Annotated in this window: 22 protein-coding genes; 12 read left to right on the top strand and 10 right to left on the bottom strand. The window is 70.5% G+C overall.

Annotation, left to right across the window (positions count from 1 at the left end; genetic code table 11):
* Positions 1 to 198 precede the first annotated feature (198 nt).
* On the top strand, positions 199 to 573 hold the full coding sequence (locus ACWGI2_RS37645; RefSeq protein WP_030360404.1) for an RNA polymerase-binding protein RbpA: 375 nt from the start codon (positions 199 to 201) through the stop codon (positions 571 to 573).
* A 98-nt stretch (positions 574 to 671) separates the two neighbouring features.
* Here ACWGI2_RS37645 and fxsA read toward each other — a convergent pair whose 3' ends face one another.
* From fxsA to ACWGI2_RS37625, 4 genes are all read right to left on the bottom strand, one after another.
* The gene (gene fxsA, locus ACWGI2_RS37640) at positions 672 to 1,250 is read right to left on the bottom strand and encodes an FxsA family membrane protein (protein WP_453399592.1); all 579 of its coding nucleotides are present in this window, start codon (positions 1,248 to 1,250) and stop codon (positions 672 to 674) included.
* Between the two features lie 118 nt (positions 1,251 to 1,368).
* Positions 1,369 to 2,208: a polyprenol monophosphomannose synthase gene (locus ACWGI2_RS37635; protein WP_453399591.1), complete on the bottom strand. Its 840-nt coding sequence runs from the start codon at positions 2,206 to 2,208 to the stop codon at positions 1,369 to 1,371.
* 492 nt (positions 2,209 to 2,700) lie between these two features.
* Positions 2,701 to 4,344: an amidohydrolase gene (locus ACWGI2_RS37630; protein ID WP_453700337.1), complete on the bottom strand. Its 1,644-nt coding sequence runs from the start codon at positions 4,342 to 4,344 to the stop codon at positions 2,701 to 2,703.
* A gap of 57 nt (positions 4,345 to 4,401) precedes the next feature.
* On the bottom strand, positions 4,402 to 4,842 hold the full coding sequence (locus tag ACWGI2_RS37625; protein ID WP_160503714.1) for an Lrp/AsnC family transcriptional regulator: 441 nt from the start codon (positions 4,840 to 4,842) through the stop codon (positions 4,402 to 4,404).
* A 199-nt stretch (positions 4,843 to 5,041) separates the two neighbouring features.
* Between ACWGI2_RS37625 and ACWGI2_RS37620 the strand changes: the two genes are divergently transcribed.
* Positions 5,042 to 5,485, top strand: a complete 444-nt coding sequence (locus ACWGI2_RS37620; protein ID WP_453399589.1) for a hypothetical protein — start codon at positions 5,042 to 5,044, stop codon at positions 5,483 to 5,485.
* A 4-nt stretch (positions 5,486 to 5,489) separates the two neighbouring features.
* On the opposite strand, the gene ACWGI2_RS37615 is transcribed toward ACWGI2_RS37620, so the two are convergent.
* Positions 5,490 to 6,581 carry a phosphotransferase family protein gene (locus ACWGI2_RS37615; RefSeq protein WP_453700335.1) on the bottom strand — a complete coding sequence of 364 codons (1,092 nt, stop codon included), beginning with the start codon at positions 6,579 to 6,581 and terminating at the stop codon, positions 5,490 to 5,492.
* A 30-nt stretch (positions 6,582 to 6,611) separates the two neighbouring features.
* Complete coding sequence (locus tag ACWGI2_RS37610) at positions 6,612 to 7,739, bottom strand: hypothetical protein (RefSeq protein ID WP_453700334.1); 1,128 nt, start codon at positions 7,737 to 7,739, stop codon at positions 6,612 to 6,614.
* Positions 7,740 to 7,999: 260 nt separating this feature from the next.
* On the opposite strand from ACWGI2_RS37610, the gene ACWGI2_RS37605 reads away from it, so the two are divergent.
* Entirely contained in the window at positions 8,000 to 8,338 is a 339-nt protein-coding gene (locus ACWGI2_RS37605; RefSeq protein WP_453700333.1) for a hypothetical protein, read from the top strand.
* Here the strand turns inward: ACWGI2_RS37605 and ACWGI2_RS37600 are convergent.
* A complete protein-coding gene (locus ACWGI2_RS37600; RefSeq protein WP_453700331.1) occupies positions 8,301 to 9,476 on the bottom strand; it encodes an acyl-CoA dehydrogenase family protein in 1,176 nt (391 codons plus the stop codon). The genes ACWGI2_RS37605 and ACWGI2_RS37600 overlap by 38 nt on opposite strands.
* A 411-nt stretch (positions 9,477 to 9,887) precedes the next feature.
* Between ACWGI2_RS37600 and ACWGI2_RS37595 the strand changes: the two genes are divergently transcribed.
* A complete protein-coding gene (locus tag ACWGI2_RS37595; protein WP_453700330.1) occupies positions 9,888 to 11,132 on the top strand; it encodes a glycoside hydrolase family 18 protein in 1,245 nt (414 codons plus the stop codon).
* Between the two features lie 89 nt (positions 11,133 to 11,221).
* Here the strand turns inward: ACWGI2_RS37595 and ACWGI2_RS37590 are convergent, their stop codons facing one another.
* Positions 11,222 to 11,884, bottom strand: a complete 663-nt coding sequence (locus ACWGI2_RS37590; protein ID WP_453700329.1) for a TetR/AcrR family transcriptional regulator — start codon at positions 11,882 to 11,884, stop codon at positions 11,222 to 11,224.
* 133 nt (positions 11,885 to 12,017) lie between these two features.
* Here ACWGI2_RS37590 and ACWGI2_RS37585 point away from each other — a divergent pair, with 133 nt between their 5' ends.
* From ACWGI2_RS37585 to ACWGI2_RS37575, 3 genes are read left to right on the top strand one after another with little or no spacing between them, the layout of a single operon-like run.
* Positions 12,018 to 12,632, top strand: a complete 615-nt coding sequence (locus tag ACWGI2_RS37585) for a DUF6230 family protein (protein WP_453700327.1) — start codon at positions 12,018 to 12,020, stop codon at positions 12,630 to 12,632.
* Positions 12,623 to 13,627, top strand: a complete 1,005-nt coding sequence (locus ACWGI2_RS37580; protein ID WP_453700325.1) for a DUF6114 domain-containing protein — start codon at positions 12,623 to 12,625, stop codon at positions 13,625 to 13,627. The genes ACWGI2_RS37585 and ACWGI2_RS37580 overlap by 10 nt, the downstream gene beginning before the upstream one ends.
* Positions 13,624 to 14,544, top strand: a complete 921-nt coding sequence (locus ACWGI2_RS37575) for a hypothetical protein (RefSeq protein WP_453700323.1) — start codon at positions 13,624 to 13,626, stop codon at positions 14,542 to 14,544. Before ACWGI2_RS37580 ends, ACWGI2_RS37575 begins: the two co-directional genes overlap by 4 nt.
* Here the strand turns inward: ACWGI2_RS37575 and ACWGI2_RS37570 are convergent.
* Positions 14,522 to 14,689, bottom strand: a complete 168-nt coding sequence (locus ACWGI2_RS37570; RefSeq protein ID WP_453700322.1) for an SCO1431 family membrane protein — start codon at positions 14,687 to 14,689, stop codon at positions 14,522 to 14,524. The two genes, ACWGI2_RS37575 and ACWGI2_RS37570, sit on opposite strands and share 23 nt — an antisense overlap.
* A 272-nt stretch (positions 14,690 to 14,961) precedes the next feature.
* On the opposite strand from ACWGI2_RS37570, the gene ACWGI2_RS37565 reads away from it, so the two are divergent.
* The 3 genes from ACWGI2_RS37565 (at position 14,962) to ACWGI2_RS37555 (ending at position 17,530) form a co-directional block, all read left to right on the top strand.
* A complete protein-coding gene (locus ACWGI2_RS37565; RefSeq protein WP_453700321.1) occupies positions 14,962 to 16,461 on the top strand; it encodes a M1 family metallopeptidase in 1,500 nt (499 codons plus the stop codon).
* Positions 16,462 to 16,583: 122 nt separating this feature from the next.
* Positions 16,584 to 16,766, top strand: coding sequence for a hypothetical protein (locus ACWGI2_RS37560; protein ID WP_453700320.1), 183 nt, complete (start codon positions 16,584 to 16,586; stop codon positions 16,764 to 16,766).
* Between the two features lie 125 nt (positions 16,767 to 16,891).
* Positions 16,892 to 17,530, top strand: a complete 639-nt coding sequence (locus ACWGI2_RS37555) for a hypothetical protein (RefSeq protein WP_453700319.1) — start codon at positions 16,892 to 16,894, stop codon at positions 17,528 to 17,530.
* 56 nt (positions 17,531 to 17,586) lie between these two features.
* Here ACWGI2_RS37555 and ACWGI2_RS37550 read toward each other — a convergent pair whose 3' ends face one another.
* Positions 17,587 to 18,951, bottom strand: a complete 1,365-nt coding sequence (locus ACWGI2_RS37550; RefSeq protein ID WP_453700318.1) for a peptidase C39 family protein — start codon at positions 18,949 to 18,951, stop codon at positions 17,587 to 17,589.
* A 206-nt stretch (positions 18,952 to 19,157) separates the two neighbouring features.
* Here ACWGI2_RS37550 and ACWGI2_RS37545 point away from each other — a divergent pair, with 206 nt between their 5' ends.
* Both ACWGI2_RS37545 and ACWGI2_RS37540 read left to right on the top strand, forming a co-directional pair.
* Positions 19,158 to 19,808, top strand: a complete 651-nt coding sequence (locus ACWGI2_RS37545; protein WP_453700316.1) for a uridine kinase family protein — start codon at positions 19,158 to 19,160, stop codon at positions 19,806 to 19,808.
* 433 nt (positions 19,809 to 20,241) lie between these two features.
* Complete coding sequence (locus tag ACWGI2_RS37540) at positions 20,242 to 22,113, top strand: AAA family ATPase (protein WP_453700314.1); 1,872 nt, start codon at positions 20,242 to 20,244, stop codon at positions 22,111 to 22,113.
* Positions 22,114 to 22,130: the final 17 nt, after the last annotated feature.

Below are 22,130 nucleotides of genomic sequence, written 5' to 3'. Positions count from 1 at the left end.
CGCGCTCAAGATTGAGAAACGCAGGGTGACATCCTCTGTCAGATGTGACATACCGGGCGCTGGTGGGTACAACAAGGGGCGGCATACGACGGCGACGCATGACCCTTAACGGGAATCTTTACCGCCGACCGGACGTTGACCGGATGACGACGACAGCGACACCTGTCCTGTGGGCGACAAGCCCGGGAGGCACAATTCATGAGTGAGCGAGCTCTTCGCGGCACGCGCCTCGTGGTGACCAGCTACGAGACCGACCGCGGCATCGACTTGGCTCCGCGCCAGGCCGTGGAGTACGCATGCCAGAACGGACATCGCTTTGAGATGCCGTTCTCGGTAGAGGCAGAAATCCCGCCGGAGTGGGAGTGCAAGGTCTGCGGGGCCCAGGCACTCCTCGTAGACGGCGACGGACCTGAAGAGAAGAAGGGCAAGCCTGCGCGTACGCACTGGGACATGCTCATGGAGCGCCGTACTCGAGAAGAACTCGAGGAGGTCCTGGAGGAGCGCCTCGCGGTTCTCCGGTCAGGAGCCATGAACATCGCGGTGCATCCGCGGGACAGCCGCAAGTCCGCCTGACGGCGAACTGAACAACACCGCACACGAAGGCCGGGGCCACTGCTGAGCAGTGGCCCCGGCCTTCGTGCTGTACCTGCCCTGTTCCGGCGGGCCGCCGCTCAGCGGGGCGGCAGCTGCGGGTCGTCCGGGTGCGAGCCGCGCGGCGGCCGCTCGTCGTCCCTGATGACCTCGCCCTGGACGACCTTGCCGTCAGGGCGGTGCATGCGTGCCTGCTGGAAGGCGTCGCCGAGGCCGCCCCGCGTGGCCTCGCGGACCTTGCGCTCGAAAGTCTTCTCCGCCGTACGGCTGACGGCCTTCTGGACGGGCGGCACCAGCAGGAGCAGTCCCAGGGCGTCGGAGATCAGCCCCGGCAGGATGATCAGCAGGCCGCCCAGCATCGTCAGGGCATTGCCGCCGCCCCGCTCGGAGGGATGCGGCGCCAGGCCGCTCTGCTGCTGTTGCACCGCCTCGCTCAGCTCGCGGAAGGCGCGGCGCCCGGCGTGCTTGATGACCATGCCACCGAGCACGACACCGGCCACGAGCAGCAAGAACACCGTGAGCCCGCCGGCGGCGCCCGCCACGACGGTGAGCAGCCAGATCTCCAGAACCAGCCACGCGGCGATGCCGAGCGGCAGGAACCTCAGGACGCGGGAGCGCCGGGGCCGGGCGGGGTGGGTGGGCGGTACGCCAGTCGTCATGGCTCCAGTGTGCCTGGGCCAGGCTCAGACCGGCATAAGGGAGTGATCAACAAACGGCCGCCGGAGCCACGATGGGAGAGGCTCGCGGGCGGGCGGTCCCTCACGGGCGGGCGGTCCCTCAGAGCTTCTTGCGGTCCTTCGGCGGCTCCTGCGCCCCCTCCGCGTCCTTGCGGCCCAGAGCACGGCCCACGCGGCCCACGCGCTCGCCCACACCCCACGCCGTGACGCGCCACAGCGCCTCGGCGACGATGTCCTGGCTCATCTTGCTGTCGCCGTGCTCCCGCTCGACGAAGGTGATCGGCACCTCGACGACGTGATAGCCGGTCTTGATCGCGCGGCGCGCCAGGTCGACCTGGAAGCAGTAGCCCTGCGAGGCGACCTCGTCGAGACCGATACCTTCGAGGGTCTCGCGGCGGAAGGCGCGGAAGCCGCCGGTGACGTCGCGGATCGGCACGTCGAGCATCAGCCGGGAGTACGTACTGCCGCCGCGCGAGATGATCTCGCGGTACTTGGGCCAGTTGACGATCCGTCCGCCCGGCACCCAGCGCGAGCCGAGGACGAGGTCGGCGCCCTTGAGCGCGGTGAGCAGCCGGGGCAGCTCCTCGGGCTGGTGGGAGCCGTCGGCGTCCATCTCGACGAGGACTCCGTAGCCGTTGTCCAGGCCCCACTGGAAGCCCGCGAGATAGGCCGCGCCGAGGCCTTCCTTGCCCTTGCGGTGCAGTACGTGGACGTGGTCGTCGTCGGCCACGAGCTCATCGGCGATCTTGCCGGTACCGTCGGGGCTGTTGTCGTCGGCGACGAGGATGTGCGCCTCGGGCACGGCGAGCCGGACACGACCGACGATGGACTGGATGTTCTCCGCCTCGTTGTAGGTCGGAATGATCACCAAGGCCAGGCCGAGCGGGCCGAACTGCCTCCCCTGGTCACCGGTTTCGGAGACCCCACCGCCGTCGTTCACTACTGCCCCTTCGTTCGTACGCAGAGGACCACCATAATGGCCGCCTCCCGCACGGCCACGGCGGCACGGGCGGTTGATGGGGGGAGTACTGCGGATCGGGGCCCGGCACCCTTCGGGCCGACCTGGGGCCCGCTGGCTGCGGGTCGACCGAGAGCCGTTGTCTACTGAGCGTCCGGGCCCCACCCGGGTCACACCTGCCGGCCCGGTGGAACGTTCCCTCGCGTCCGCGGCGCGGGCGCTGGACCTGGCTCCCAGTGGTGGTGCGCCGGTGCGGCACACCGCCCATGGCCCAGCGGCGTTCGACGGCTGCGTGGAATTTCTCCGGTCGGACGTCCTTTGGTGGACCCGGCCGAACCTACCGGCCGACGGCCGCTTTCTGTCAATAGCCGTTTGACCTGGGCCGATTCCAAAGACAGCCAGGTCAGTGCCGAGGATACGCAGGTCGTGCGACGCGACAACGGGCCGCGATCGGCGGTACGCACCGCCGGGACATCACTCGTCCGGCCGTACGAAGACCGGCTGTCCGAAGACCACCGTGCGCAGGCAGACGGGGAGTTCGGCGCCCGGGGTCAGGTCGGGCAGTCCTGGCGTGCCGGAGCGCGGATCGGTCGACCAGCGCGCGACCCGGTCGTCCGGGGCCTGGACCACGAGTTCCGAGGTGCGCCAGACGGCGTAGTCGGCGGGCGCCCCCGGTACCAGGACGCCCGCGTCATCCCGGCCGATGGCCCGCCAGCCGCCCCGGGTGTGGGCGGTGAACGCGGCGCGCACCGACACGCGGTGCTCCGGGGTCTGATGGAACGCGGCGGCGCGGACGGTGCCCCAGGGGTCGAGCGGGGTGACGGGGCTGTCGGAGCCGAAGGCGAGCGGGACGCCGGTGCGCAGGAGGGCCGCGTAGGGGTTGAGGGTGCGGGCCCGTTCGGCGCCGAGGCGCTGGACGTACATGCCGTCGTCGCCGCCCCACAGGGCGTCGAAGGCGGGCTGCACGGATGCGGTGAGGCCGAGCTCCGCGAAGGCGGCGATCGTCTCCGGGGTGAGCATCTCGGCGTGCTCGACGCGGTGCCTCGCCGCCCGGACGCGGGCCAGGCCGACCTTCTCGGCGGCGGCGCGGATGCCTTCGACGACGGCGGTCACCGCGGCGTCGCCGATGGCGTGGAAGCCCGCCTGGACCCCCGCCTCGGTGCAGGCGACGACGTGCGCGGCGACGGCGGCGGCGTCCAGATAGGCGGTGCCGCTGTGGGCGGAGTCGGCGTACGGCTCGTGCAGACAGGCGGTGTGCGAGCCGAGCGAGCCGTCGACGAAGAGGTCACCCGCGGCGCCGACCGCCCCCAGTTCCTTTGCACGGGCGACGCCTTCCTCGCCGTGCTGTGCCCAGTAGCCGACGACGCGCGGCCCGGCCTCGTCGGCGGCCAGGCGAAGGAGACCCGTCAGGTCGTCCTCGCCGGAGATCTCGGGGCCCGCGCACTCGTGCACGGAGCCGATACCGAGGGACGCGGCATGCTTCAGGGCCGCGCGCTGGGCCTCGGTGCGCTGCCGCGGGGAGAGCGCGCCGAGTGCGGCGGCGCGCACCGCGTGGTGGGCGTCGGCGGTCAGCGGTGCGTCCGGGTGGAAGCCAGTGCGCCCGGTGACGCCGGGGACGAGGTCCAGCAGCGCCGTGGTGGCGACGGCCGAGTGGACGTCGATGCGGGAGAGGTAGAGGGGACGGCCGCCGGCCGCCTCGTCGAGTTCCGCGCGCGTGGGCGGACGGCCGCCCGCCCAGCGGGCCGCGTCCCAGCCGTGACCGAGGAGGACACGGTCGTGCGGCCGGGCGGCGGCGTGTTCGCGTACGAGAGCGAGGGCGTCGTCGAGGGAGCGGGCACCCGTCAGATCGAGTCCCGTCAGGGCCAGTCCGGTCGACGTGGTGTGCACATGCGCATCGGTGAACGCGGGGGTGACGAGCGCCCCTTCGAGGTCGACGACCTCGTCCACACCGTCGGCGAAGGCGTCGGCCGCGCCCTCGGAGCCCACCCAGGCGACGTGCCCGCGTTCGACGACCATGGCCGTGGCGAACGGATCGGCGGGACTGTGGACCTCGCCACCGCGCAGCAGCACGGTGCGGTGGCCCTGGGGGCCGTTCTGGGGGGTGGTGCTCTCGCTCATGGGACCAGTCTGGCCCCTCCAGGTGCGGGCCCCTCCCTGGGGTCGCCCGCGGGCGACTCAGACCTGCGGAGGCCGGGCCTCGTACGGAGTGGAGAGCACGACCGTCGTGCGCGTGGAGACGCCGGCAAGCGCTCGCAGACGGCTCAAGAGATGCTCCAGTTCGAGTGGAGTCGCTACCCGCACCTTGAGGATGTAGTTCTCGTCGCCCGCCACGCTGTGGCACGCCTCGATCTCCGGGACGCCGGCGAGGCGTTCGGCGATGTCGTCGGGTGCGCTGGGGTCGAACGGCTTCACCGAGATGAACGCCGTGAGCGGCAGGCCGACGGCCTCCGCGTCCACCACCGCGGCATAGCCGCGGATGACGCCGCGCTGCTCCAGGCGGCGCACCCGCTGGTGCACGGCCGATGTGGACAGGCCCGTGGCCTTGCCCAGGTCGGTGTAGCTCATCCGCCCGTCCTTGACGAGCAGCTGCACGATCTGTCGGTCCAGCTCCTCCATGCGCTGAACCTACAGGGCTCTTGATCCCTTCGGATACCGGTAGGCGCGACGGCGGCATCTTCGCCGGGCATGTGACGAACGCCACATACCTGTGACCGTGTCCAAAGGGATGCCACGATTACCTCTACGACGGGACGGGAAGTGCTTGCTGTGGTCGAGGCCGCAGCGCCTTCTCGGCCCACCCAAGGGGGAGAATCCCATGCAGAACTTGAAGCGCCCCGGTCGCCCTGCCCGCAGCAAGCAGCAGCGCTCCGATGAATCCACGTCCGCACTCGTATCGGAGGGCGTCGAACCGGCTGAGACCGAGTTCGACGCGTACGACACCTTCGAGATGTACCGGGTGACGTGCCCCGACTGCGCGCAGCCGATCGCGCTCCTGGCCGACGAGGACGTCCTGCCCGAGCACGCGCTGTGCGCCCAGCCGTGGAACCCGTTCGGGCTCACGGTGTGCGCGGGCACGGGGCGTGCCGCGGCCGACGCCGAGCCCGCCGACGAGTCGATGGAGGCTCAGGAGCAGGACACCGCCCTGCTCCTGACGCTCCCTCAGGGACTCGACTGGCGGACACAGCCCTTCTCGCACGTCGGCGGCCAGAGCTCGCGCCCGCGTCGCGTGCCCGAGCAGGACGGCCGCTCCGCGGCCTGAGGCCCTACCAGTAGCTGCCCTGCACCATGGCCGCCAGGCTGGCGTGGTGCAGGATCAGCGTGTCCGGGTCGTCGGGGACCGAGGCCTCGCCGAAGTGCACCTGGCGGTAGGCGACGCGCAGCATGACGATGGCATGCCGCAGCGCCGCGTACAGCGTGTGGAAGTTCATGGACTGGGGTGTGTGGCCGGCGAGTTGGGCGTAGCGCTCCTCGATGTGGTCGCGGCGCAGGAAGCCGGGCAGGCCGTCCTGCCCGAAGCTCACCGTCAGGTCCTGGAAGAAGCGGTGCAGATAGACCATCCAGCCGAGGTCGACCTCGCGGGGTGCGAGCGCCGCCATCTCCCAGTCCAGTACGGCCGCGGGGTCGAAGCCGTCGTAGATGACGTTCCCGATGCGTGCGTCGCCCCAGTTGAGGACGGGCTCACCCTCGTCCTGAGGCCACCACTCGTCGAGCCGGTCGAAGGCACTCTCGATGAGGGGCGAGCGGGGCAGTCCGTCGACCACCCAGTCGTAGTAGGCGCGTTGGGCGGCCACGTGTCGCCGCAGCGGGCTGCCCTCGCCGGGCAGGGCGAGGAACTCGGCCTCTGCGACGGGCACTTGGTCGTGGAGATGCGCGATCAGGCGGATCGAGGCTTCCTCCAGGTGCGCGCGTTCGGCGTCGCTCGCGGAGTGGAGCCAATTCCCCTCGTACGTATAGGGCATGACGTCCGGCGGCACGCGCCCCTCGACCCGCTCCATGACGAAGAAGGGCGCCCCGAGCGGCCCTGGGTCCTCCTCCAGCCACAGCACGCGTGGCACGGGCAGGTCGGTGTGTTCGGCGACGAGCCGCATCGTGCGGTGCTGGCGCGGCAGGTCGTAGACCGGGAAGATCGTGTACGCCGCCGGGTCCGCCGCCACGCGCAACGCGCAGGCCCGCAGCGGTGGTTGAGGGTGCTCGATGTCGAAGAGCAGAGTCTCGCTCGACATGCCGTTGGACTCGGGGACCCGCACGCCTGTGGCCTTGGCGCCGGGCAGCCGCGCGGCGAGCCAGGCCGTGAGCCTGCGGGCGAGCTCCTCCGGGTCGCGGGTGGTGGTGCGGGGGCGGGGTGCTGTGGCCATCGCGGAGCTCCTCTCAAGGGGCGACGGACTTCAGGGCGCGACCGAGTCGAAGCCGGTGAAGCCGCTCGGGTCGTGGCGGCCGAAGCTGCCGTGCTCGAAAATCCCGTACCCCGTCTGCCCGTTGAGGGTGAAGCGGGCGGCATGGTCGATGACCCCGTACGCGGCCCGGGGGTGCGCCTTCGGGTCCGACAGGTCGTACACACGGCGGTCGGTCCAGCCCCGCCCCTGCCACGTGCCGTGCTGCCAGTCGTCCGCGGGCGGGTAGCCGGCGCCCACCGCGAGCGGCAGGGAGGCGAGGACCTCGACGCCGAGCTCCAGGGGCTTGCGGTCTTCGGGGTCGGTGAGGTGGATGACGGCGCGCTCGGGGTGCCGGGTGCCGGAGCGGTAGGTGATGTCGGCCTGGGGCCAGCCGAGTTGGCGGTCGCGAACCCCGGGGCGTACGAGCGTGGCGTCGTTGAGGGAGCGGTAGCCGTCCGCGTCCTCCTGGGCGATGACCATCAGGAAACGGTCCTCGAAGCGCACCGGGCTCCAGATCCAGTGGAAGCCCTCGGTGCCGAACTCCTCCTCGAGGCGCCCGCGTTCCTCGCCGGGGATGGGCCGCACTCCCCAGCTGCGGTCACGGGTCGCGGTCCACTCCCCCGCCGCCACCGGGATGTCCTCGCCGCCGACACGGATCGTCCCGGCGCAGCCGCCCGCCTGGACGAAGCGACGTCCTTCGAGGGAGAGCCGGTCGCCTCGCCGCTGGATGTGGTGCGGCTCCCAGAGGGCGGGGAAGGAGGCGGTCCACGTGATGTCGTACGAGAGGGAATCGGGGTCGTCGGGATCGGCGGCGCACCTCAGGCGCAGCCGCCGCAGCGGTTCCTCGACGGTGATGGTCAAGGGGCCGACGGAGAGGTTCATCCGATCGTCGCCGAGCGCGTCCGACGCGCGTACGGCATGGAGCGTATCCCCCCTGCGCAAAGTGGCGTACGCGTCGATCACACCGACGTTCGGATAGACGCCGAGCCCGAGGATGAGGAGCGCGCGGCCCTCGTGGTCGAAGAGATGGAAGATGCAGCGGTCGTAGGCGTTGCGGTCGCCCGTCGCGACCTGCTTCATGGACAGCGGCACCTGATGGACCGGGTACTCGTCGAGCGGGACGGGGCGGTCGTCTGCCACGGCAAACCTCCCTGGGCGCACGGCAGTTGGCTGGCGCGGGGCGGATACCGGGCCCCCGACGCGGAGTTGACGGTACGTCAGAGAGTCCGCCGGAGCCAGACACGTGTCAGCCCGCGTTCGGGGAGCCCTTGCCCCGCCCGGCTCGCGGGGACACAGGGCATCACAGGGCCCGCCGCCTGGGCTCCGCACGGGCACTTCGCGAACTGACGCTCGAATCCGAAGGGCGGTGACCTGTCCCCCGCGCCGCGCGTTGGCCCCGTATGACCACCCCCACGCCGATGCCCATGGCGCACCCGCCGACCGGCCGCCGCAGGCGCACCCTCCTGACGGCTCCCCCGCCCCCCGCAGAATCGGTTCCCCAGCATCCTCAGCAGCCGCATTCCCAGCCGTACCAGCAGCCCTACCAGCAGCCCCAACCCCAGCCGCAGCCGCCGCACCTCCAGGATCCGCCCATCTACCGCGCCCTCATCCGGAACTGGGCCGAGCGGGGCAAGACCCTGCCGGGGCGCCACGACCCGGAGTGGGTGCGGCTCGCGGCGCCGCCGGTCAGGCTCGGACAGTTCAGCGCGAGTCGGGACCCGCGAGGTGACGGGCGATGACCATCCGCTGGATCTGATTGGTCCCCTCGACGATCTGCAGCACCTTGGCCTCGCGCATCAAGCGCTCCACGGGGAAGTCCGCGGTGTAGCCATAGCCGCCGAGGACCTGCACGGCGTCCGTCGTGACCTTCATCGCGGCGTCCGTGCACATCAGCTTGGCCATGGCCGCCTGCTTGGAGAACGGCCTGCCCGCGTCGCGCAGCCGCGCCGCGGAGAGATAGAGCGCCCGGCCCGCCTCGATCTGCGTCGCCATGTCCGCGAGCATGAACCGAAGGCCCTGGAAGTCCGCGATCGGCCGCCCGAACTGCCGCCGCTCGGTGGCATATCGAAGCGCCTCGTCGAGTGCCGCCTGCGCCACGCCGATCGCACAGGCCGCGATGCCGAGCCGCCCGCCGTCGAGCGCGGAGAGCGCGATCGCGAAGCCCTGACCCTCCTCGCCGATGCGGCGGGCGTCGGAGACCCGTACCCCGTCGAAGTTGATCTGGGCGGTGGGCGAGCCCTTCATGCCCATCTTCTTCTCGGGCACCGCCGCGTTCAGGCCTTCGGCGTCGCCCGGCACCAGGAACGCGGAGATGCCTCGGGCGCCTTCGCCGCCGGTGCGGGCGAGGACGGTGTAGAAGTCGGCGACTCCGCCGTGCGTGATCCACGCTTTCGTCCCGCTGATCACCCAGTCGTCACCGTCGCGAACAGCCTTGGTCCGCAGGGAGGCGGCATCCGACCCTGACGCCGGCTCGGAGAGGCAGTACGCCCCGAGCAGTCCGCCGCCCAGCATCGCGGGCAGGTGTTCGGCCTGCTGCTCCTTGGTGCCGTAGCCCGCGAGGGCGTGGCAGGACAGGGAGTGGACGCTGACGCCCAGGCCGACGGTGAGCCGGGCCGCTGCGAGCTCTTCCAGGACCTGGAGATAGACCTCGTACGGCTGGTCGCCGCCGCCGAATTCGGAGGCGTACGGAAGCCCGAGCAGGCCGGACTCGGAGAGGAGTGCGAAGACCTCGCGCGGGAAGCGCCCCGCGTCCTCCTCCTCGGCCGCGCGGGGAGTGATCTCCCGCTGGACGAGTTCACGGACGAGCGAGAACAGATCCCGCGCCTCGTCGGTGGGCAGCTGACGGTCCACCGGCTGCTGCAAGGTTCGCTCAGGCATGGCGATCGATCCTCCCTCTCGGCACTGCGGCGGACCCGCGGGGTAGTGCGGCGCCACCGTGTCTCACGGCCCGGCCGATGGCGCGCTTCCGGGTCGCGGAAGGTGCTGTGACCAGCGGCTGTGGCGCGTTGAGTATGCCCGATCGGCGGCAGCCAGTCACTAGTTAACGACCGCTTACTTAAAAGATAGCCGAAGGCCGCAAGAGGGGCGCGAAACTGGTACGGGAATTGGTCCGAACCATTGACCCCACTGGTCTAGTCCTCCTAGAGTCCAGCCGAGCGCTTTACCGCGTTCATGCCAATTCAACGTTCATCGACGTCGCACTGGCATTCGCAGGTCAGTCGCATTGGCATTTGCAGGTCAGCAGCACCATGTCCCCCCATGCGCCCTCTCCCCCCACGAGGAGAAACGATGCTCAGACCGCACCTCCCCCGCGCCCGGTTCCGGGCGCTCATAGCCACCGCGTGTTGTGCCGTGCTCGGCGCAGGCCTGCTCGCCGGCGCGGGCAGCGCCGCCGCCGGGCAGGACAAGGACTCCGCGACGAAGGCCGCGGCCGGCTCCAAGGTCGTCGGATACTTCACCGAATGGGGCGTCTACGACCGGAATTACCACGTCAAGAACATCGAGACGTCCGGCTCGGCGGACAAGCTCACGCACATCAACTACGCCTTCGGCAACGTCCAGGGCGGCAAGTGCACGATGGGCGACGCCTACGCGGCGACCGACAAGGCGTACACCGCCGACCAGTCCGTCGACGGGGTCGCCGACACCTGGGACCAGGACCTGCGCGGCAACTTCAACCAGCTGCGCAAGCTCAAGAAGGCCCATCCGGACCTGAAGGTCCTGTGGTCCTTCGGCGGCTGGACCTGGTCCGGCGGCTTCACCGAGGCCGCCAAGAACCCGGCCGCCTTCGCCCAGTCCTGCTACGACCTGGTCGAGAACTCCAAGTGGGCCGACGTCTTCGACGGCATCGACATCGACTGGGAGTACCCGGGCGCCTGCGGTCTGACCTGCGACACCAGCGGGCGCGCTGCGTACAAGGACCTGATGTCCGCGGTGCGTTCGAAGTTCGGCGGCGACAACCTCGTCACCGCGGCGATCCCGGCCGACGCCGAGGACGGCGGCAAGATCGACGCCGCCGACTACGCGGGCGCCGCCCAGTACGTCGACTGGTACAACCCGATGACGTACGACTACTTCGGCGCCTGGGAGGCGAAGGGCCCGACCGCCCCGCACTCGCCCCTCAAGACGTACGAGGGCGCCCCCAAGGCGAATTGGAACACCGACGCCACGATCAAGAAGCTCCAGGGCCTCGGCGTCCCGTCCGACAAGCTGCTGCTCGGCATCGGCTTCTACGGCCGCGGCTGGACCGGCGTCACGCAGAAGGAGCCCGGCGGCACCGCCACCGGGGCCGCCGCGGGCAAGTACGAGGCGGGCATCGACGACTACAAGGAACTCAAGACCAAGTGCCCGGCCAACGGCACGGTCGGCGGGACCGCGTACGCGCACTGCGGGACCAACTGGTGGAGCTATGACACCCCGGCGACCATCGCGGGGAAGATGGACTACAAGAACCAGGCCGGTCTCGGCGGCACCTTCTTCTGGGAGCTCAGCGGCGACACGGCGGACGGCGAGCTGATCAAGGCCATCAACTAGTCGTTTGCAGGCGTGAGTTGGGGCGGGAGCCGGACGGCTCCCGCCCCTTCCTCATGGCCGTCGAGGGTCCTCATGGTCGCCGAGGGGCCTCACGGCCGCGACGGGGCCGGGAAGGACGGCTCGAAGTCCTCGATGACACGCAAGGTGTCACCGAGGGTCCGCACAAGGAGGTCGCAGACCGTCTCGCGCGGCAGACCCCGCTGACCGATCCAGTCGAGCGTGACGCCCTCGACGCTGCACAGCCAGCCGAGCAGTGCGGTGCGCGCGAGTTCCGGGATGTCGCGGCGGCCGTACGCCCCGTCGGCGATCGCACCGATCAAGGCCTCGCGCACACCGTCGCGTATGGCGTGCACCTCGGCGTCGAAGCCGACACCGCCGCTGATGATGGTGCGGTACGCCGCCTGATGGTGCTCGGCGTAGCGCAGATAGCCGTCGATGGTGCTGTGCACGCGCTCCACGGGCGGCAGGTCGTCGTGGCGCCCGGCGCGCGCGACCAGTTCGGCGACCGAGTCCTCGATGATCGCGAGGTAGTAGCCGCGCTTGGACTTGAAGTAGTAGTAGATCAGCCCCTTGGCGACGGACGCCTGCTTGGCGATGTCGTCCATCGACAGCGCGTCGTACGACGTGTCGGCGAACAACTTCCGCCCGATGGTGATGAGTTCGGCGCGGCGCGCCACGGACCGGTCGGTGCCGCGCGCCTGCGGGCGAGCGTCCGCGGGACGGTCGGTGCCGCGCTGTTGACTATTATTCAATTTCGGCCCTAGTCTCCAACTGCCTCGGGAATCCGCAGTATGGCAGAAGCACGCCACCTGCCGTTTCCGCGCCCGAAGGCGCTCTCCACGCACTCCCCCTACGCACATGGACCGCCGTACGGGAGGAAGACTTATGAGCGCAGCGCGTACCCCCTCGCGCGAGGGCAGAACCTCCTGGAAGAAGACGGCCGTCGTGGCACTGCCGGCCGTCCTGGCCGTCGGCGCGATGGCCTCCGTGATGGCCGAGGGGGCGCTCGCCGCCTCCTTCGCCGTCTCCGGCACCAGCTTCCAGGTGTCATCGGGCAAGCTCACCAGCGAGGGCCTGTCCTCGTACGTACAGACCGACCGGGACATCGACGGCAAGGGGCACCCGGTGGCGCTCCTCGGGATCGGTGACGCGACTCTGTCAGACATCTGCCAGGCCGCCGAGGTCAAGACCCCTGTCGGCAACGTGGTGTTCAAGCTGACCGCGGGCGGCCCGGCGGGGAATGTCACCGCGAGCAATCTCATCATCGACGGCGAGGACCTGGAGGGCGACGCCCGCTTCGGCACGGCGGAGATCGGCCGGGACGCCTCGACCCTCGACGAGGTGCCCGGGATCAAGGGCGAGAAGGGGAAGTTCGGGCTGCAGGCCGGAGACATCACCGTCTCCGGGGTGAAGTCCAACGCCTGGTCGGCGACCGGCGGGAACTTCCGGCTCAAGGGCATGAAGGTCGATGTCAGCATCGGCGGCAAGAAGTGCTTCTGACCGGCGGCCGAAGAGCCGGAGTCAGAGCGTGGGGCAGGGACGGCGGCGGCTGGCTGGACAAGCGGCTGCCGCTGCCGGAAGCGCGCCGGGTGCTGCGCAGGTGGCGGCGCACCCGGCCCTTCTGGGGCGGCCTGCTGCTCGTCCTCGGCGGCGCCGAACTGCTCCTCGTGCCGCTCTCGCCGCTGACCGTCCTGGTCAGCCTGGGGCTCGGCGGGCTCGCGGCGATCGGCATCGGGCTCGCCCTGATCGCCGCCGGGATCTTCCTGTGGCTGCTGCCGCACGCCCACCACTATGTGAGCGTCAACGCCCTGATCCTGTCGGTGCTTTCGTTCGCGGCCACGAATCTCGGCGGGTTCCTGGTGGGCATGGTGCTCGGCATCGTCGGCAGCGCGATGGGCTTCGGGTGGACGCCGGTGCCCGAGGGCGCCGAGGAGGATCCTGAGCGGCCGAAGGTGCGGGACGGGCAGGGCACGCGGACGCTCGGCGTGCTGCTTCCGGTGGTCATCGTGGGGGCGACGCTGTGGGGCGGGACTCCCGCGAGGGCGGCTCCCGGCGAGGCGATCACGGCGGCTCCTGGCCAGGGGATCGTTGCGGCGCGGACTCCGCCGACCGTCACCACCACGCTCTTCTCACCGCAGGGGTTCCTCCTGGCCGGCGTACGCGAGATCCCCACGGCTGACGGGCCGTTGAAGGTCATGGTGCTGAAGATGAAGGCCGCCTCGCTCACCGACTACCGGCTGAAGACGCGCGACGGGAGCGAGGAACTCGCCCTGGGCGCCGACACCTTGGACCTCAGCGGCTCGGTCACGCTCTATCTGACCAAGTTCAAGGGCTGCCTGGAGGGGCTGCTCTGTCTGACCTTCACGCCCGACAAGCTGCCGGTGCCGCCCGTCGTGCCACCGTTCGTCTTCATGACCGACGTACAGGCCGAACAGGCCCTGGTCACTTCGGACTTGATCGTCGCGGGCGGACTCACCCTGAAGGCATCGGCATGATCCAGATCCAGGCCGCCCTCTTCTGGGCGTACGCGATCGGCGCGACGTTCGCGCTCTCCGCGGGGCGGCAGCTCCAGGTGTGGGAGCGGATCAACGCGGGCGAGGGGCCGCGCACGCGCAGCCGCGCCGCCAATCCGTATCTGGCGCTCACCGCGCTGTTCGCGGCGGTCCTGATGGTGCCGACAGGTCTCTTCCTGCTCTGGCAGAACCCCGCGTGGGCGACGATGCACGTCGCTGACGGGCACGAGGGCGTGTGGGCGGGGTTCGTGCTCTTCTACGCGGGCGGGATACCCGTCGCCGCGATCATCGGGTTCCTGGTGGCGCAGGGGCTCGTCCTGGTGGGGGCGGGCTACTGGGCGTATCTCCAGTGCGTGGGCGGGTACTTCCTGCTGTTCGGGACGCTGGTCCACGGCTGGGACGGCAGGGGGTACGAGCGGTTCTTCTCGCCCGAGGCCCGGGACTTCGCGGGCTGGCGGCAGGACAGCGTGGTCAACCACGTCCTGGACTTCGCGACGTCCGGGACGTTCCTCGCGCTGCTGATCTTCGGCGCGGCCGTGATCGGCACGATGCTGTTGACGGAGATCGGCTGGCTGATGGAGGGCTGGTCGCTGCCCGGCGCGGACGAGGACCGGAAGGTGCACCGGTTCCTGGCGATCGCCATCGCGGCGGCCGGGGTCTACGGCCTGCCGTTCATCGGCGCGCTCGTCGCGAGCGTCCTCGTCCGCCTCCTGGGCGGGTGGCTCGGCCTGCCGCTGTTCGCGGTCGTCGCGGGGCTCACGCTGCTGTCGCGGCGCTCGCCCGTGCGCTGGCTCTACGGCCTGGTGGGCGTGCCGCACCGGCACTGGCGGGCGGATCTCGATCCGGGGCAGGCCCACGACGGTCAGGAGACCGGGGTCACATCAGACCGGTCTGCGTGACGAGCATCGCGAGGACGACGACGAGCGTCCAGCCGAGGACGTGCTCCAGCACCTTCGGGCCGTCTTCCTTGGGGCCGCCGGTGCGGGTGGTCGCGCGGGGCTGTGCGGTGGCAGTGACAGTGGCTGTGGCTGTGGCAGCGGTCATGGCATCACTCGATACGTATGCGTCACGCCTCTCGACGCGACGTCCGGCAGCGGACTCCCCCCACTGACCCGTCCACCTTGCCATCGGATTCAGCGGTCGCGGGCGAGAGCTTGGTCACTAACCGGCCGGATCCCGTGCAACTCGGGCCCAGTGCCGTGCGTCTCAGTACCAGTGGTGGGGCACATCCACGTCTCGCTACGGGTGGTGGGGCACACCCCCAGGCGCACCCCCCGCCGACTCGTCCGCGCAACCTTCCGACCGAAAGGTTTCCGATGAGCACGCACCGGACGCAGGGGCCGTACCGGACGCCCCGCCGCAGAGCGCGGCTCGCCCTGGCGGCCGCCGTCACCGTGACGGCGGCCCTCACCGGCACGGCGTCGCAGGCCGCGCCGTCCGCACCCGAGGCAGCATCGCCCGGCGCGCCCGGCCTGGGCGACCCGATGTTCCCGCTGGACGGGAACGGCGGGTACCGGGTCGACCGCTACACCCTTGACTTCGACTGGCAGGCCCCGAAGACACCGTTCGAGGCGACGGCGACGATCAGGGCCACCGCCACGCAGTCGCTCTCCCGCTTCAACCTGGACTTCGGGGGCAACACCCTGCACGGCGTGAAGGTCGACGGCTCGGCCGCGCGCACGTCCCGCGCCGGGGACGAGCTGACGGTCACGCCCAAGTCCCCGATCGCGAAGGGGCGTACGTTCACCGCGAAGGTCACGTACACCGCTGACCCGACGCAGACGCGGCACCGTGACGATGCCATCGAGGACTACGGCTGGATACCCACCCCCGACGGCACGGTGGTCTACCCCCAGCCGAACGGGGCCCGGCTGATCTTCCCGGCGAACGACCACCCCAGCCAGCGCGCGCCGATCACCTTCCGGATCACCACACCGAAGGATCTGACGGCGGTCGCGAACGGCAGGCTGGTCGACCGCGCGGAGCGCCCCGGTGACCGGGTGCGCTGGACGTACGACTCCGAACAGCCGCTGTCGACGCAGCTGGTGCAGCTGGCGGTCGGCAAGTTCAAGCTGGTGGATGACAAGGGCCCGGGCGGCCTGCCGCTGCGCGACGTGGTCCCGGAGGCCTTGGTCGAGCCGACAGCGGAGTACCGCAAACTCACGCCCGACCACCTCACCTGGCTCCAGGAGAAGCTCGGCCCCTACCCCTTCAACCGCTACGGCCTCCTGGTCGGCGACACGGACCTGGCCGTCGCCCTGGAGACCCAGACGCTGTCGCTCATCCCGAAGGCCGATCTCCTCGGCACGAAGGTCGACGCCGAGCGGAACATGGTGCACGAACTGACCCACCAGTGGTTCGGCGACAGCGTGGCCCTGAAGAGCTGGTCCGACCTGTGGGTGAGCGAGGGGCACGCCCGCTTCTACGAGCGGATGTACTCCGAGGAGCACGGCGGCGACAGCTTCGAGGCCGCCATGAGGACGGCGTACGCCGCTCACGACCAGTGGCGCCACAACTTCGGCGCCCCCGCGGAGCCGACCGAGCCGAACCTCTTCAAGCGCATGCGGTACGACGGCTCGGCCCTGGTCCTGTACGCCCTGCGGGAGCAGGTCGGCAACGCGAAGTTCGAGAAGATCGAGCGGGCGTGGCTGAGCGAATTCCGCGGAAAGACCGCGAGCACCCAGCAGTTCATCGACCTGGCCTCGAAGACCGCGGGCGAGGACCTGGAGGGCTTCCTGCGTCCGTGGCTGTACGGCTCGAAGACGCCGCCGATGCCGGGGCACCCGGACTGGGTGGTGGATCCGGTCCAGGGCTGAGAGGCGGCCAGGTCCGTCGTCTGGCGGCGGCGTTCGTGTGAAGTGGCCTGCCGGACGCCAGTACGACGGAATCGGCGGGTGCTCCGGGGTTACTTTGGGCGCCCGTCGAACTGGGAGGTCTCATGTCGGACGACGAGGACAACACACGGGAGCGGAAACGCCCGCCGCTGCTGGGCACGGAGATGCGGGAGGCGACACTGCCCGACGGTTCTCAGGCGGTGATCGTCGTACAGGCCGGAACCTCCCAGGCCGAGGTGGACGAAAAGGCGGCCCGAATGCGCCGGGGCACACCCGAGGCGAAGTAGCCCCAAGCAGCCCCTGACAGCCGCCGACGGCCCCTCCCACACATCCGGGAGGGGCCGTCGCTGTGCGGGCGGCGGGATGCGTCAACCTGGTGGCCCTGCCCGCGCCCCGACGAAAGAGACCGCTCATGTCCGAAGGCACCCTGTGGAGCGCCGACCTCGGTGAGCTCCACATCGATACGGATGCCAACCAAGGCCTCTGGGGCTACCTGCACCTCCAGATCGACAAGCGGACCTTCAAGGAGTGGCTGGACCTGCACTTGACCGGTCTGGCCTCCATCCACGGCATCGAACTCACCCGCAAGCTCCGCCGATTCCACAAGAACTTCTACGAGCAGACGGTCGTGACGCTCCGGGACAAGCTCAAAGCCGACGAGGCGTTCATCTACCACCCCGTTCCGCTGACCTACATGCCGCTGGTCATGCACGCCACCCGCATCCACTGCGATGCCCCCGACGCGGCATCCTGCGAGGGGCTCACCGCGCCCACCGTGCCCCACCCGGACATCCCCGAGTGGCAGCAGCGGACCGGCAGCATCCCTTTCTCCTCCCCGTATCTCGGCGAGGACGGGGTCCGGGTCACACGCTCCTACCCAGCGGACAGCACCATCCTGATGACCTCGGTGACGTACCACTGGCACACCCCGCCCGGCGTCCCGGACGTCATTCTTCGCGGGCACCACGACGATCCCGAAGTGATCGCCGCGGCCATGGAGCCCCTGGACGACTTCGCGCGGACGCTTCGGCTCCCCGAGGCGGCCCGGTAGCCGAAACGGAAGAGGGGCCCCCTCTCCGCGAGTGGAGAGGGGGCCTTCGTGTTGCTTCAGTGGATCCCCACGCCCGCCAGCGCCGCCTTCTGCTTCGCCGAGAGCTTCACCGGGAAGTACAGGTAGCAGACTCCTCCCGTGCCGGAGACCACCTTGCCCGTGGAGTTGTAGCGCTTCGTCCGGAGCCAGATGTTCTCCCACTCGCGGCGCTTGTAGATCCGGCGCACCGCCGGATTGCTCGGTGATGCCGGGTCGTTGGCGATCACGTCGCCCTTCGGCGTGAAGCCGATCACCGTCATCAGATGGCCCGCCGTGCCGTAGCCGGCGCCCGTCAGTTCCTCCTTGAGGAACGACTGCGACGTTATGACCGGGATGCCCGCCGCGATCAGCGACTCCAGTTCGGTGAGCGAGGCGAGGCGGGTGACGACGCCCTGCATGTCCTTGTACGTGGATGCGTACGCCGCGTTGAAGGGCCAGTTGCCGCAGCCGTTGTACTGGTAGTCGAAGGTGTAGCGCGCCGCGTGGCACACCTGTGGGTCCGCGAAGGACGGGTCGACCCAGGCGAGGTCGTCCGCGGTCGGCTTGCGGCCCCAGTACTCGATGATCATCTGCGAGGAGGTGGGACTGCACCAGGCCTCGCCGCCGTTGTCGTACTCCGGGTACTGGCCGACGTGGGTCTCCTGCGAGTAGCGCGGGACCGTCAGCTCCTTGGCGAGCCCCGGCTCGGACGCCGGGACGGTGAAGCGGTCGGGGACGGCGGACGCCATCGCGCCGAGCCGCCACACGGTGGGCGTGGCCGTGGCTCCCGGCTTGCGGTACAGGGTCAGGCGCAGCCGGTACGAGGCGAGGCGGAGCCCCGTCGTCGTGTCGTCGATGGCGAAGGTGTCCGTCCAGATGCTCGACTTTCCGTCGCTCTGGTCGTCGACCGACGTACGGCGGATGTCCTTCTCCTTGTCGTCGCCCGAGGCCCAGCGGCCGAGGACGTACCAGGGAGTCTTCGTCTTGTCCGAGTACGTTCCCTGGAGCTCCACCTGGAGCCACGTCCCGGTGGGCGTGCGGGCGTTCCAGGAGGCGACGACCTCCGTCGCGGGGACGGTGGGGCGGTGCACGGGCGAGGTCCACCGGGCGTACTCCCAGGTGGCGGTCCTGCCGGTGTGCGGGTCGGCGTAGTCGGTGCGGCCCGCGGCCTCGGCGATCTCCACGGCCGGGCGGGCTCCGGACACGGCGCGGGTGCCCTCGGCGGTGCCGGCGCTCCAGTCCGCGTGCGAGGCCCAGAAGCGGTTGTTCACGGGCCGCTTCGCGCGCGGCGCCGGGCGCGGGCCGCCCGAGGCGAGCGCCGGGCTCGCGGTGGCGGCCAGCGCTGCCACGGCCGCGGCCGCGGTGAGGACGGTTCTGCGGGACATGTCATCAGCTCGGTCCATGGCGGGGACCCCCAGTCGACGTGGGCTCCGGACGGGTCCGGAAGGGGCAGGTCAGGTGCACGGCGGTAGGCCAACTATGGCTGCTCCACGCCGACTTCTGCCAGCGCTTCGACCACCACCGCGTCCGCCAATATTGGCCTCGACCACTGGCGTGAGCTGCGACGGCGCGCGGAGCGGGGGATTCCGCACCCGTACGCTTGCCGGTGATGACCGCACACGCCACTCCCGCTCCCCTGTCCCGCCTCGCCGCGGAGCTGCTGCGCCTGCCGCCCTCCTGCGGCCCCGTCCGCCTCGTCGCGGTCGACGGGCACGCGGGCTCCGGAAAGTCGACCTTCGCCGACCGCCTCGCCGAGGCCCTGGGCGGCGCGCCCGTCCTGCGGCTCGACGACATCGCGAGCCATGACGCGCTGTTCGACTGGACGGAACGGCTGCGGCGGCAGGTCATCGTGCCGCTCTCGCGCGGCGAGACGGCGCACTACGAGACGTACGACTGGCATGAGCGCCGCTTCGGCCCCGGGACCCGCACCCTGCCGCCCGCGCCCGTGGTCCTCGTCGAGGGGGTCGGCGCGGGCCGCCGCGCGCTGCGACCGTTCCTGGCGCGGCTGCTGTGGATGGAGCTGCCCCGCGACGAGGCCTGGGTCAGGGGGCGTGATCGGGACGGCGCGGTCCAGAGCGAGTTCTGGGACGGGTGGGAACCCGCGGAGCGCCGGCACTTCACGGAAGACCCTTCGCGCCCCTTCGCTCAGTCTTTGGTGCGACAGTGGCGCGAGGGATATGAGGTGCTGCGGGGGCCGAATGAGACGGCTGCGCAGAGCCAAGCTATTACACAGAGTGATGGACCAGAGGCGATCCGCTGAACCTCGCAAAGAGCGCTCCCAGAAGTTCGAGCCAGATTCCACAGAGTCCCTCAACTCGGCTTGACCGAGGGCCCTTACAGGACTTACGTTCTGAATGTGCGGCCTTTCGGGGTCGCCCGCAGACGCGAAGCCCCCGGTTGTTCCCCCGTGATCGGGGGCTTCGTTCTGCCCTCCGAGCTCGCATTCCGGACGCTGCGAGCCGTCTTTCGCTCACCCTCGGTGACGACGAGGCCCCCTTCACCTGCCTGATCCCGCGCTGCGGCACCCTACGGCCGAGTGCTCCCCCGCAGGTACGATGCCTTTCGGTGCGTTTTACGGACGGCTGCTCTGCGCACCGGTTCAACGCCCGTCCGCAGCACGGCGGTTCAGCGAAGTTGCCGACGGGCACCGGTCCGGCGGTACACAAACGGGGGCACGGTTTGTGGGGGACGTGATGGACTTCGACGCGGTGGGCTCACCCGCCCCGGCCGACCTCGCCTGGCTGAGGGGCGTCGACGCCTACACGATGGGCGCCTATCCGCAGGCGGAGGAGGAGTTCCGGGCCGCGGTCCGGATGGATCCGGGGATGGCCGACGGCTGGCTCGGACTGCACGCGCTGCGCATCGACACGACGACGGCACTCCTCCGGATGTTCCAGCACCGGGACAGGTTCGGCGAACAGCGCACCCGGCACGGGCGCACGCTCAACTCCTGGTACTGGCTGGGCTGGTGGGTGCAGCCCGTCCTGGAGAGCACGCGCGACCTGCTGCTCGCGCACGCCTCGCACTGGCTCGACGGGCGTCATGTCCCGGAGCTCGACCGGGCGTTGGCGGGTCTGCCGCCGGTCGACGCGGACCCGCAGGTGCGGTTCCTGCACGCCTGCCGCTCCTATCTGGTCAAGGACTGGGAGCAGTTGGTCCGGCACACGGACTCGCTGATCGACGACGCGATGCTGGGCATCGAGGCGGGCCTCTTCGGAGGCATGGCCCGCGTACGCCTGGAGATGTACGGCCAGGCGGAGCCGCTGCTCTCCGCGGCCCTGATGCGGTGCCGCAGCGAGCAGCCGCAGCGCAAGGAGCTGCGCTACTGGCTGGCCCGCGCGCACGAGGGCACGGGCCGCTCGGCCGCGGCCCTGCCGCTCTACCGGGCGGTGCACCGGGTGGATCCCTCCTTCATGGACACCTCCGCGCGGCTCGCGGCGATCTCCGAGGGCGACGGGTACGACGAGGTCACCGACCTGGCGGCGATCGCCCTGACCGGCTTCGGGCAGGACGCGATGGACGGCCCCGACGGGATCGATCCGCTGTTCGGTACGGAGGGCCGCGATCTGAAGGTCACCGAGCCCGAACTGCCGCCCCCCGGCGGCCCCGCCGAGACCGACTCGGTGCGCGAGAAGGCCGTGATCCCCATCCAGCCTGGACTCTCGCAGCTGCCGCCGGGCCCCACCGACCCCGCCCTCCTGGAGGCCGCGCTCGCCGAACTGGAAGGAATGGTCGGCCTCGAACCGGTCAAACGGCAGGTCAAGGCGCTCTCGGCGCAGCTGAACATGGCGCGCCTGCGGGCCGCGCAGGGGCTGCCCGTGCAGCCGCCGAAACGACACTTCGTCTTCTCCGGCCCCTCGGGCACCGGCAAGACCACCGTGGCCCGCATCCTCGGGCGTGCGTTCTACGCGCTCGGCCTGCTCGGCGGCGACCACCTGGTGGAGGCTCAGCGCGCGGACCTGGTCGGCGAGTATCTGGGCCAGACCGCCGTGAAGGCCAACGAACTGATCGACTCGGCGATCGGCGGCGTCCTCTTCGTGGACGAGGCGTACTCCCTCTCCAACTCGGGCTACGGCAAGGGCGACGCGTACGGCGACGAGGCCCTCCAGGTCCTGCTCAAGCGCGCCGAGGACAACCGCGACCACCTGGTCGTGATCCTCGCGGGCTACCCCGAGGGCATGGACCGTCTCCTGGCCGCCAACCCCGGGCTCTCCTCCCGCTTCACGACCCGCGTGGACTTCCCCTCGTACCGCCCCCTGGAGCTCACGTCCATCGGCGAGGTCCTGGCGGCCGACAACGGCGATGTGTGGGACGAGGAGGCGCTCGACGAGCTGCGCTCCATCAGCGGGCACGTCGTCGACCAGGCGTGGATCGACGAACTGGGCAACGGCCGCTTCCTGCGCACGCTCTACGAGAAGAGCTGCGCCTACCGCGACCTGCGGCTCTCCGGCTATCCCGGCGCGCCGAGCCGTGACGACCTGTCGACGCTGCGGCTCCCGGACCTGATGCAGGCCTACGGCGAGGTGCTCTCGGGGCGGGGGCCGCAGAGCCCGCCGGGGATCTGACTCCCCGGGGGTCTGGA

It is taken from the genome of Streptomyces sp. NPDC054866 (assembly GCF_053610745.1).
This window is presented reverse-complemented; position numbering and strand designations above follow the sequence as displayed.

Bases quoted from the DNA above. Each gene is read 5' to 3' on its own strand.
- ACWGI2_RS37615 (WP_453700335.1), bottom strand. From the start codon at position 6,581: ATGGCCACAGCACCCCGCCCCCGCACCACCACCCGCGACCCGGAGGAG.
- ACWGI2_RS37630 (WP_453700337.1), bottom strand. From the start codon at position 4,344: ATGAGCGAGAGCACCACCCCCCAGAACGGCCCCCAGGGCCACCGCACC.
- ACWGI2_RS37550 (WP_453700318.1), bottom strand. From the start codon at position 18,951: ATGGACCGAGCTGATGACATGTCCCGCAGAACCGTCCTCACCGCGGCC.
- ACWGI2_RS37620 (WP_453399589.1), top strand. From the start codon at position 5,042: ATGCAGAACTTGAAGCGCCCCGGTCGCCCTGCCCGCAGCAAGCAGCAG.
- fxsA (WP_453399592.1), bottom strand. From the start codon at position 1,250: ATGACGACTGGCGTACCGCCCACCCACCCCGCCCGGCCCCGGCGCTCC.
- ACWGI2_RS37545 (WP_453700316.1), top strand. From the start codon at position 19,158: ATGACCGCACACGCCACTCCCGCTCCCCTGTCCCGCCTCGCCGCGGAG.
- ACWGI2_RS37540 (WP_453700314.1), top strand. From the start codon at position 20,242: ATGGACTTCGACGCGGTGGGCTCACCCGCCCCGGCCGACCTCGCCTGG.
- ACWGI2_RS37625 (WP_160503714.1), bottom strand. From the start codon at position 4,842: ATGGAGGAGCTGGACCGACAGATCGTGCAGCTGCTCGTCAAGGACGGG.
- ACWGI2_RS37565 (WP_453700321.1), top strand. From the start codon at position 14,962: ATGAGCACGCACCGGACGCAGGGGCCGTACCGGACGCCCCGCCGCAGA.
- ACWGI2_RS37585 (WP_453700327.1), top strand. From the start codon at position 12,018: ATGAGCGCAGCGCGTACCCCCTCGCGCGAGGGCAGAACCTCCTGGAAG.
- ACWGI2_RS37595 (WP_453700330.1), top strand. From the start codon at position 9,888: ATGCTCAGACCGCACCTCCCCCGCGCCCGGTTCCGGGCGCTCATAGCC.
- ACWGI2_RS37570 (WP_453700322.1), bottom strand. From the start codon at position 14,689: ATGACCGCTGCCACAGCCACAGCCACTGTCACTGCCACCGCACAGCCC.
- ACWGI2_RS37605 (WP_453700333.1), top strand. From the start codon at position 8,000: ATGACCACCCCCACGCCGATGCCCATGGCGCACCCGCCGACCGGCCGC.
- ACWGI2_RS37600 (WP_453700331.1), bottom strand. From the start codon at position 9,476: ATGCCTGAGCGAACCTTGCAGCAGCCGGTGGACCGTCAGCTGCCCACC.
- ACWGI2_RS37575 (WP_453700323.1), top strand. From the start codon at position 13,624: ATGATCCAGATCCAGGCCGCCCTCTTCTGGGCGTACGCGATCGGCGCG.
- ACWGI2_RS37560 (WP_453700320.1), top strand. From the start codon at position 16,584: ATGTCGGACGACGAGGACAACACACGGGAGCGGAAACGCCCGCCGCTG.
- ACWGI2_RS37645 (WP_030360404.1), top strand. From the start codon at position 199: ATGAGTGAGCGAGCTCTTCGCGGCACGCGCCTCGTGGTGACCAGCTAC.
- ACWGI2_RS37555 (WP_453700319.1), top strand. From the start codon at position 16,892: ATGTCCGAAGGCACCCTGTGGAGCGCCGACCTCGGTGAGCTCCACATC.